This window comes from Amycolatopsis sp. NPDC059657 (assembly GCF_042734395.1).
Classification (GTDB): domain Bacteria; phylum Actinomycetota; class Actinomycetes; order Mycobacteriales; family Pseudonocardiaceae; genus Amycolatopsis.
The window spans coordinates 39,413-49,339 of the sequence record NZ_JBHWEB010000015.1 but is presented as its reverse complement, the minus strand read 5'-3'; the positions used below and the strand labels follow the sequence as shown (position 1 = coordinate 49,339).

Below are 9,927 nucleotides of genomic sequence, written 5' to 3'. Positions count from 1 at the left end.
AATTTGATCGGGTTCGTGCCGGGGCCCGGGGGGGGGGGGGAGGCGGGGGGGGGGGGGGGCCCCCCGGGGCGCCCCCCCCCCGCCCACCACCGCGCCGGTCTCCGGCGGCACCCTGCGCTACGGCGCGGTCGCCGCAGGCGGTGCCACGGCTGTCGCCGACCCGCACGGCGCGCTGTTCAACGAGTCCGACTGGGTGCGGATGGGCGCACTCTACGATGTGCTCGTCGTGCCGGGGGAGAACGGCGCTGTCCTGCCGCGGCTCGCGACGTCTTGGAGCTCCTCGGATACCGCCACCCGCTGGCGGTTCGAGCTGCGCACCGACGCCGTGTTCACTAACGGCCGCCCGGTACGCGCCGCCGATGTGCTGTACTCCCTGCGCCGGATCGCCGCCAAATCGGCGGCCAACGGGATGCGGCTGGGCACCGTGGACGTCTCAAAGTCCACAGCGGACGGTGAGCATGCCGTGGTGCTGGCGACTTCGCAACCGGACGCCGAGCTGCCACGGACACTCGCCGGCGCCACCTTTGTCGTGCCGGAGGGCGCCGAGACCTTCGAGCGGCCGGTCGGGTCCGGCCCGTTCCGGCTGTCCAAAGTAGACTCTCAGGGCGTCGCACTGGTCCGCAACGACCGGTGGTGGGGGCCGCGACCGCACCTCGACGGGCTCGAGATCCGGGGGTTCGCCGACCCGCAGGCCCTGTCAGCCGCGGTGGTGTCCGGCGCGATCGACGTGGCCGCCAACGTGAGCCCGGCGGCGGCGAAGGCGGCCGAGCGCACCGGCAGGCTGACCGTCGGGTCCCGTCCGGCGGCGATGGGATACCCGCTGCTCATGCGGCTGGACAAGGCGCCGTTCGATCGGCCGGAGGTTCGCCAGGCGGTCAAGCTCGCGGTCGACCGCCAAAAGCTCGTCGACACCGTGCTGCTCGGATACGGCAGGGTCGGCAATGACGCGCCGTCGCCGGCGGACCCGTCGTACCCGGCCGAGCTGAAGCCACCGATCCAGGACCTGCCCCGCGCCCGCGCGCTGCTCGCCGCGGCCGGGTATCCGGACGGTCTGCCCGTCGTGCTGAACACCACCACCGCCTATCCGGGCATGGTTTCCGCGGCCACCCTGCTCGCCGACCAGCTGAGCGGGGCCGGCATCACCGCCGAGGTACGGCAGCACCCGCCGGAGACGTACTGGACCCGGGTCTACACCGTCGAACCGCTGTGCCTGGGCTACGCCACCGATCTGCCGTTCGCCGTCTGGATGCGGCAGACCGCGTTGAGCGTGTCCAGCTACAACGAGACCGGCTGGAAGGACGCGGCGTCCGACCGCGAGTTCGCGCGCGCGATGGCCATCGAGAACGCCGGCGAGCGGACAGCGGTGCTGCGTGGCCTGCAGGAGCGGATGGCAGGCGGCGGGGGTTGGCTGGTCTGGGGCTCCGGCGCCAGGCTCGACGTCGCGAACGAGGCAGTGCGCGGGCTGCCGGAGGGCAGCGGCTTGGCGAGGATCTTCCTGGACAGTGTGTGGTTGCGGCGCTGAGGCGGGCCGCGCTGACACTCGCCGCGGTGGTCGTGGCGGTCTTCCTGCTGACCGGCCTGCTGCCGCAGGACGCGGCCCAGGTGATGGCGGGACAGCAGGCCGATCCGGCACGGGTCGCGGCGTTGCGCGCCGCCATGGGGTTCGACCGGCCTGCCTGGGAGCGGTTCGGCTCTTGGCTGCTCGGCGTGGCGCACGGCGACTTCGGGAAGTCCTATCTGGACGGACAGCCGGTGGGAGCGGTGCTGGGGCAGCGGCTCGGCGCGAGCCTGGCCGTCGTTGTCCCCGCCTGGCTGCTCGCGGTGGCGCTCGGCGTGCTCGTCGCGCTGTTGCTGGGGTGGCGTGACCGGCGCGCGGGTTCGGCGCTGGTGGCAGCGGTCTCGGCGTTGCCCGATGTCGTGCTGATCAGTGGGCTGGTGCTGGTCTTCGCGACAGTGCTCGGCTGGCTGCCTGCTGTCTCGCTGCTCCCGGTCGGCGGGTCGGCGTGGGAACGGCCGGAAATCCTTGTCCTGCCGGTGCTCGCGCTGACACTGCCCGCCGCGGCGTGGCTGGCCAGGCTGTTGCGCGGCCCGGTCGCCGATGTCGTGGGTCGCCCGTTCGTGCTCGACGCCCGGCTGCGTGGGCTGTCCCCGGCGCGGATCGCGGTCCGGCACGTGCTGCCGCACCTGGCCGCGCCGCTGGCCCAGGGCGCGGCGCTGCTGCTGGGCGGGTTGCTCGCGGGCACCACCGTTGTCGAGTCTCTGCTGGCGTATCCGGGGCTGGGGCAGCTGCTGGCCACCGCTGTCGGCACGCGGGACGTGCCGGTCGTGCAGGCTGTCGCGCTGCTGGACGCTGTGGTCGTGCTGGTGGCTGTGCTGATCGCGGACCGGGTCGCGGCGGCGGGTGCCCGGTGAGGCACGTCTGGTGGCTGCTCCTCGTCGTTGCCTTGGTGCTGTGTGGTGGGTTGTTCGCCGGGGTCGTCCCGGACGGCGAGCCATGGGCGACCCCGGCGGCCGGGCATCCGCTCGGCACCGACGTGCTGGGCCGCGATGTACTGGCCAGGGTGCTGACCGGCGGAGCGGGCCTGCTCGCCATCGCGCTCCCCGCCGGATTCGTCACGACGGCGGCCGGCGCGCTGCTCGGGCTGGCGGCGGCGCGGGGTGCCGGACTGGAGCGGATCGTCGCCAGGATCAGCGCGGGCGTGCTGATGATTCCGGCGGTGCTGGTGGTGCTGATCTGTGCCGCTGTCCTGTCTTACTGGAGCGCGGTGGCGGTGGTGATGCTGCTGTTCGGCGTGCCGATGTCGGCGCGGGTGGTGTACGCGACCGCGAGGCCGCTGCGGCGTGCCGGGTTCGTCGAGGCGGCGGTCGCGCGTGGCGAGCGCCCGCTCGCGGTGGTGGTGCGCGAGCTGCTGCCCGCGGTCGCCGGGACCGTGCTGGCCGACCTCGGGCTGAGGATGGTGACGGCGCTGCAGCTGGCGGTCTCGGTCACGGTGCTGGGGCTCGGCCCGCAGCCGCCGTCACCGGACTGGGCGTTGATGCTGCGGGAGAACCTGCCCGGCGTGGCACTCAACCCGTGGTCGGTGCTCGCACCCGCGGCTGCGCTGGCGCTGCTGGCGACCGCACTGACACTCGGGCTCGACCTGATCGGCCAGAACCTCGTCCCGGCCGGCGCCCGCCGTCGCGAGGTCACGGTCGCAGGCCTGGAGCCCCCGCCGGACTTCTTGTGTCTCAAGGGAATCTGGCACGGCGGCGACTGCTCGCTGCGGCTCTCCGATGGACTGGCCGTTTCCGACGGCCGGGTGCTCGGCATCACCGGCGCGTCCGGTTCCGGCAAGACCAGCTTGCTGCGGCTGCTGCTCGGCGATCTGCCACCAGCGACGACGTCGTGGCGTGGTCAGCTGTGGTACCGCGGCGTACCACTGCCGCCGGGCAGTGTGCAGGCGCGGCGGTGGCGGCGTGACCGGGTCGGCGTGCTCGGGCAGGACCCGGTGGGCACGCTGGATCCCTTGCGGCGCATCGGCGTCACGATCGCGGACGGTGGCTCGCGCTGGCCAGTGGAGATACTGCTGGCCCGGCTCGGGCTGCCCGCGGACGTCGCCAGGCGCTATCCGCATCAGCTCTCCGGCGGCGAGGCCCAGCGGGTCGCGCTGGCGAGGGCCGTGGCGCGGGATCCGGCGGTGCTGGTGCTGGACGAGCCGACGAGTGGCCTCGACCCTGCGACGCTGGAGTTGGTGACAGCCGAGGTCGTGGGGAGACGGCGGCCAGGACGGATCACCGTGGTGGTCAGCCACGATCGAGACTGGCTGGCCCGGATCGCCGACGACGTACTGGAGCTCACGGCCGGGCAGGCGTCCGGCGTTCAGCACACCGAAGTTGGCTCGATGGCGGGCGCGCCGGTGTTCCGCGCCGAGGACCTCGAACTGCGCGAAGGCGAACTGGTTGTCCTGATGGGACGGTCAGGATCTGGCAAGACCACACTGTTGCGCGCGCTTGCCGGGCGCACGGCGGGGTGCTCCGTGCTGGTCGACGACGGTGGCTGGGCGCCACCGCGCCGGGGTGTGGTCGAGCTGCTTGGGCAGGACCAGGCAGGCGAGCTGAACCCGGCACGGACGCTGGCCGACACGGTCGGCCGCCCGCTGCGCGTGCTGCGTGGCGTCAAGCGGCCACGGGCGCGTGCGGTCGAGTTGCTCGGCGAGGTCGGGCTCGGCCCGGAATTCGCCGGGCGGCGACCCGGCGAATGTTCGGGTGGCCAGCGGCAACGGGCGGGGCTGGCCCGTGCGCTCGCCGCCGGGCCGCGGGTGCTGCTCGCGGACGAGCCGACATCGGCGCTGGATTCCGCGACCGCCGCGCATGTGCTGGATGTGCTGGACCGCTGTCGCCGAGCGGGCATGGCGGTGTTGCTGGTGACACACGACGAACGGATCGCCGCACGGGCGGACCGGGTGCTGACGATGGAGGACGGGAAGCCGCGGTGAAATTCGACGACGTGTGGATTCAGGGCACGGGCCGGGCGCTGGGTGAGCTGCGGCCGGTGCCTGCGAAGGTCAGTGACCACTGCGGGATGCGGTCGGTGTCCTGGTCGGAGCAGGCAGGCCCGGAGCTGGCCGTGGCGGCCGGACGGCAGGCGCTCGCCGCGGCCGGTGACGTGCTGCCGGGGTTGCATGTGAACGGGGCCGTCGGGTTCAGTGGGATCGATCTGTGGTCGGCGTCCTGCTGGGTGGCCGACCAGCTGCTTGGCGAGGCACTGGCGGGTCTGTCGCTGCAGATCTCCGCGCTGTGCAATACCTCCGTGGCCGGCCTTGAAATGGCGGCGAGCATGCTGGGCGGGCGACCGGACCTTGGCCGGGTGCTGATCACGGTCGGCGACCGGTTTCCGGAGTCCGCGGTGGACCGGTTCGAGGTCGACCCGGAGATCGCGCTCGGAGACGGCGGTGCGGCCGCGGTGCTGGGCAGGGGGAGCGGCCTCTTCCGGCTGCTGGCCTGCGCTTCGCGGACCGAACCGGCTGTTGAGGGGCTTCAGCGTGGCGACGAACCGTTCCGGGACGCGTCCCCGGCGGCGTTGGGGCCGTTGGTACTCCGCAAGCGGACTCGGCAGTTCTTCGCCGCGGGCGGGCGAACTCCGGCGTCGGTGGTCACTACCCATGTGGCAGGGGTGCGGGCTGTGGTGCTGGAGGCGATGGCGCAGGCGGGCACCAGCGTCGAGGAGGCTCGCTGGGTGATCCCGCCGTTCGTGGGCGCCAACGCGTTCCGGCATGGTTACCAGGTGCCATTAGGGCTTGACCAGGACCGGACCCTGTACGAGCTGGGTCTGCGGACCGGCCACCTCGGCGGCGGCGACCATCTCTTCGCGCTGGACCACCTGCTGCGCGAGGGATTGGTGGCGACCGGGGACAAGGTTGCGCTGGTCGGGGTCGGTGGCGGCATGAGTTTCTCGTGCGCCGTACTGGAAGCAGCCTGATCGACGGCTGGGACTTTCCGCACTGGACACGCGGGAAGTCCCAGCCGGAGCGCTACTTGGTCCCGGGGATCGGGACCTCGACGCTCGCGCGGAACAGATCCTGCTCCAGCCAGATTGCCGCCTTCGTGCCGTCCGCCACGCCGGTGATCACGAACGGTGTCGGGCCCGGCGGCTCCGCCAGCCGCGCCGTGTCGCCCGCGGCGTACACGCCAGGGATCGTTGTCTGCTGCATCGCGTTGACCTGGACACAACCGTCCGGGAGCAGCTCACAGCCGAGCGAGGCGGCGAGGTCGGTGTGCTGCCGCTGGCCCGGACGGTGGAACAGCGCCGATCGCTCCAGTGGTTCTCCTGACGCGAAGTGGATCGTCAGTGCGCCATCTTCGCCCTCGATCCGCACGACCGGCTCTTCTCGCACCGGGATGTTGTTGCGTGACAGCGCCTCGCGCAGCTCAGGACCCACTTCCAGGCCGCCGTTCGCGCACAGCACCAGATCCTTGGTGAACCGGTCCGCGAGGTACAGCGCGAGCATCGATTGTGAGAAGTCCCCGCCGAGTACGGCGAGCGGCCGGTCGGCTGCTTCGAAGCCGTGGCAGAACGGGCAGTGGTAGACGCCCTTTCCGAACAGCGTCGCCAGTCCGTCGATCTCGGGCAGCACGTCGACCTGACCGGTCGCGAGCACCAGTCGCCTGGCGCGTTCGCTACGGCCGTCAGCGAACTCCACGGTGAAGTCGTCGATCTCGCCGCTCACCGCGGTGACGAGCGCGTCGCGGATCTCCACTGTGGAGTAGCCTGCCACCTCGAGCCTGCCGAGCCTGCGCAGTTCGGCTGGTGGAAATCCGTCGCGCGACAGGAACATGTGCATTTCGTCTGCGGGGGCGTTGCGCGGCTTGCCGCTGTCCACCACCAGCGCGCGACGGCGCTGGCGGCCCAGCGTCAGCGCCGCGCTCAACCCGGCGGGGCCGCCACCGATGACCATGACTTCGAACACTTAGTTCCCTCCATCTATCTTTCCCGCGGCGGCGATCCGCCAGCCGCGGGCGCCGCTGCGCAGCGCGTCGAACCCGGCGTATCGGCCGCCGAGCGCCAGTAACGAGCCATGGTCGCCGCGTTCGGTGACCCGGCCTCCGTCAAGGACGACGATCTGGTCGGCCGTCCGGACGGTGGACAGCCGGTGCGTGACCATCAGCAGCGTCCGGTGTGCCCGGAGCTCGTCGAGTGCCCGCGTGACCACCTGCTCGTTCGTGCCGTCCAGCGCCGCCATCGGCTCGTCGAGCAGCACGATCGGCGCGTCCTTGAGCAGCGCGCGGGCGATCGACACGCGCTGTCGCTCACCGCCGGACAGGCGTGCGCCGCCCTCGCCGACTCCGTTTCGCGTCAGGAGATCTGCGACGCCCGCGCGGCGAGCGGCGTCGCGCACCTCGGTGTCGGTGGCCTCCGGCCTGCCGAACCGGATGTTGTCGGCCACGGTGCCTTCGAAGAGGTAGACGTCCTGTGACACCAAGGACAGCTGGCTCAGCAGGTCTTCGTCGCGCAGGTCGCGTACGTCGATGCCGCCGATCCGGACCGAGCCGTCCTCGACGTCGGCGAAACGCGCCGCCAGCCGCAGGAGCGTGCTTTTACCCGCACCTGATGGCCCGACGAGCGCCGTGGTGGTGTGCATCGGCACGACAAAGCTGACGCCGTCGAGCACCCGCTGCCGGTCGTAGCCGAACCGGACGCCGTCGAACTCGATCGACGGCGGCCCGAGCGGAGGTGACCGTTCAGGTTCGGGCAGCCGCGGTTCGGTGAGCACGCGCTCGATCCGCTCGAGCGAGTTGCCTGCCATCCGCAGCGCCGCGCCCAGTTCGGCGGCGGTCAGCATCGGCTCGGTGAAGCGAACCGCCAGCAGCAGCGCCACCACCAGCACGGTGGGTTCGATCCGCCCGCCCAGCGCCAGGAACGTCCCGGTGAGCAGCAACGCGGTGAACGCCGCTTGGACCGTCACCACGAACCCCGCCAACCCCGGCAACGCCGTCCGCAGCATCCGCCGGGCCGACTTCCGCTGCCGGACAAGGGCCTCGTCGAGCAGCCGTAGCCCGTGCGAGCCACGGCCGAATGCCCGTAGCACCGGCTGGTGCTGGGCGAACTCGACCACTCGCCCGGCGGCGTCGGCGGCGGCCGCGTCGGCTGCGTGGTCCGTCGCGCGGACCAGCCGGGTGGTCCACCAGCATGCCGTGACGACGAACGGGACCGTGGCCAGCGCCGCCGTCCCGAGCCGCCAGTCCAGCAAGGACAGCGCGGCCATCGCGGCCACCGGGGTCACCACAGCGCCGATCAAGGGTTCCAGCAAATGCGCGGGGACACCCATGACGCTCATGACATTCTGGGTCGCGACCCGGCCGAGTGAGCCGACGCGGGCGGGGGTGAACCAGCCGAGCGGCAGCGTCACAACGTGGTCGCCGATCCGGTGGTGCAGCACCGTCGACAGCGTGTAGCCCGCGCGCCGCCCGGCCACCACGCCCCGGTAGTAGAAGACCGCGCACACCGCCAGCACGACACCCGCGCCGACCAGCCACGGCCACCCTCCGCCCCGCAGGATCGGCAGCAGGAAGGCGAAGGCGGCTCCCTGCAACGCGGCCGCAACGGCCAGGCACACCACCGCTCGCCGCAGATCGCGGGACTGCTCGGGGCCGAGCACAGCTATCAGTCGCCGGATCATGCCGCCTGCTCCCACGTCCGCGCGTACCGCCCGTGCGCCGCCAGCAACTCGTCGTGCGTGCCGCGCTCGGCGACCATCCCGTTGTCCAGCACGACGATCTGGTCCACGCCGACCACTGTGGACAGCCGGTGCGCGATCACCAACGTCGTGCGCCCGACGACGAGGCCGGAAAGCGCGTCCTGGATCGCGGCTTCGGATTCGGGGTCCACCGACGCCGTCGCCTCGTCGAGGATCAGCACAGGCGCGTCGGCCAGCAGCGCGCGGGCGATCGACACCCGTTGTGCTTCCCCGCCGGACAGCGTGACGTCCTCGCCGACGACGGTTTCATAGCCTTGGGGTAGTGCGAGCACTCGATCGTGGATCCTTGCCGCGCGCGCCGCGTCGTGTACCTCGGTCATCGTCGCGTCAGGGCGCCCCATACGGATGTTCTCGGCGACGCTCGCGCGCGACAGACGCACGTCCTGGAGTACGAAACCGATTTGGCTGTACAGCGCCGAAGTCGGTATTTCGCGGAGATCGACACCATTGAGCCGGATCGCGCCCGCGGTGACGTCATGAAAGCGCGCGAGCAGCGTGGCCAGTGTGGACTTGCCGGAGCCGGACGGGCCGACGAGCGCGGTGATCGTGCTCGGCGCCAGCACCAGGTCGATGCCGTCGAGCACGTCGGTCACGCCGTCGTAGGAGAACCGGACGGCCTCGAACTCCACCAGCGCGCCGGCGGAGGTGTCCACAGTGGACGTACCGTGGTCTGGTAGTTCCGGGGTGGCGAGCAGCGCGCAGATGTCCGCGGCCGCGGTGCGACCGACTCGCAGGTCCTGGACGCTGTAGCCGATGGTCAGCAGCGGCGCGGCCAGTCCGGCGCCGAGCACGGCGAACGAGATCAGCTCGTCCGGCGCGATCAGGGTGCCTGCGGCCAGCACCGCGAACAGCGTCACCAGCGGCGAGAGGATGAACTGGCTCCACGCCATCGCGGGGGTGACCGAGTGGGCCCAGCCGGCGACGAACTCACCGTACCGCGCGGCCGCTTCCCGGAATCGGTGGTGCGCCCGCCCGGTCCGCCCGAACATCTTGACCGCAGTGATGCCCTGCACGAACTCGACCACGGTGGCGTCCAGGCTCGCGGTGGCTTCCTGATACTCCCGCATCCGGGCCGCGACCCCGGCCATCGCGCGGTGGTGCAGCAGCAGCCCCGCGCCCAGCGGCAGCAGCGTGACAAGGGCCAGCAGCGGATGGAGCGTGGCAAGGTAGACGGCGGAGACCATCGGGACCACCACCGCCGACACCAGGTCGAGCAGGGAGTGGGCCACCAGATGGTGCAGCGCGCCGACGTCGTCGGACACGGCACGCTTGACCCGGCCGGAGTCGTGTGTGGCGAACCAGCCCAGCGGGAGTCGCGCGAGGTGCTTGGCCAGCCGTCGCCGCAGCGAGAGCTGGAGGTCGTTGTCGGCCAGGTGGGTCAGCGTCGTCGCCGCGACGAGCAGAGCGACCCGGACCGGCAGTGCCAGCAGCGCGATGACGGCGAACGGGCCCAGCGCGGACATCGGAACGCCGGACAGCAGCCGGCGGCTCAGTTCGGCGACGGCGATGAAGGGCGTGATGCCGGCGGCCGCGGCCGCCGCCTGACAGCAGATGCCGGCGGTGAGCCGGACTCGGATCGGGCGCACGAGTGCGGGGAGAGTGCTCACGATCGGGTGGCTTGTCCTTCCGATGGGATGGGTCACGCTTGCGGAGCGTAGTTGACAATGGATGTCATTGTCGACAGGGTGGAGAG

At 71.8% G+C, this 9,927-nt stretch carries 7 protein-coding genes; 4 read left to right on the top strand and 3 right to left on the bottom strand.

Features of this window, described 5'->3' with window-relative positions; genetic code table 11:
• The first annotated feature begins 199 nt into the window (after positions 1–199).
• Genes ACFV15_RS10820 through ACFV15_RS10805 form a run of 4 tightly spaced genes read left to right on the top strand, consistent with a single transcriptional unit; the run spans position 200 to position 5,458 of the window.
• Positions 200–1,522 (top strand): ABC transporter substrate-binding protein, encoded by a 1,323-nt coding sequence (locus ACFV15_RS10820; protein ID WP_378350002.1) that lies wholly within the window; start codon positions 200–202, stop codon positions 1,520–1,522.
• Positions 1,507–2,412 carry an ABC transporter permease gene (locus tag ACFV15_RS10815; protein ID WP_378350001.1) on the top strand — a complete coding sequence of 302 codons (906 nt, stop codon included), beginning with the start codon at positions 1,507–1,509 and terminating at the stop codon, positions 2,410–2,412. Before ACFV15_RS10820 ends, ACFV15_RS10815 begins: the two co-directional genes overlap by 16 nt.
• Entirely contained in the window at positions 2,409–4,475 is a 2,067-nt protein-coding gene (locus ACFV15_RS10810) for an ATP-binding cassette domain-containing protein (RefSeq protein WP_378350000.1), read from the top strand. Before ACFV15_RS10815 ends, ACFV15_RS10810 begins: the two co-directional genes overlap by 4 nt.
• Positions 4,472–5,458, top strand: coding sequence for a 3-oxoacyl-[acyl-carrier-protein] synthase III C-terminal domain-containing protein (locus ACFV15_RS10805; protein ID WP_378349999.1), 987 nt, complete (start codon positions 4,472–4,474; stop codon positions 5,456–5,458). Before ACFV15_RS10810 ends, ACFV15_RS10805 begins: the two co-directional genes overlap by 4 nt.
• Positions 5,459–5,510: 52 nt before the next feature.
• Here the strand turns inward: ACFV15_RS10805 and ACFV15_RS10800 are convergent, their stop codons facing one another.
• From ACFV15_RS10800 to ACFV15_RS10790, 3 genes are read right to left on the bottom strand one after another with little or no spacing between them, the layout of a single operon-like run.
• Complete coding sequence (locus tag ACFV15_RS10800; protein ID WP_378349998.1) at positions 5,511–6,446, bottom strand: NAD(P)/FAD-dependent oxidoreductase; 936 nt, start codon at positions 6,444–6,446, stop codon at positions 5,511–5,513.
• Positions 6,447–8,156, bottom strand: coding sequence for an ABC transporter ATP-binding protein (locus ACFV15_RS10795; protein WP_378349997.1), 1,710 nt, complete (start codon positions 8,154–8,156; stop codon positions 6,447–6,449).
• Entirely contained in the window at positions 8,153–9,841 is a 1,689-nt protein-coding gene (locus ACFV15_RS10790; RefSeq protein WP_378349996.1) for an ABC transporter ATP-binding protein, read from the bottom strand. Before ACFV15_RS10790 ends, ACFV15_RS10795 begins: the two co-directional genes overlap by 4 nt.
• Positions 9,842–9,927: the final 86 nt, after the last annotated feature.

Bases quoted from the DNA above. Each gene is read 5' to 3' on its own strand.
- ACFV15_RS10820 (WP_378350002.1), top strand. From the start codon at position 200: ATGGGCGCACTCTACGATGTGCTCGTCGTGCCGGGGGAGAACGGCGCT.
- ACFV15_RS10795 (WP_378349997.1), bottom strand. From the start codon at position 8,156: ATGATCCGGCGACTGATAGCTGTGCTCGGCCCCGAGCAGTCCCGCGAT.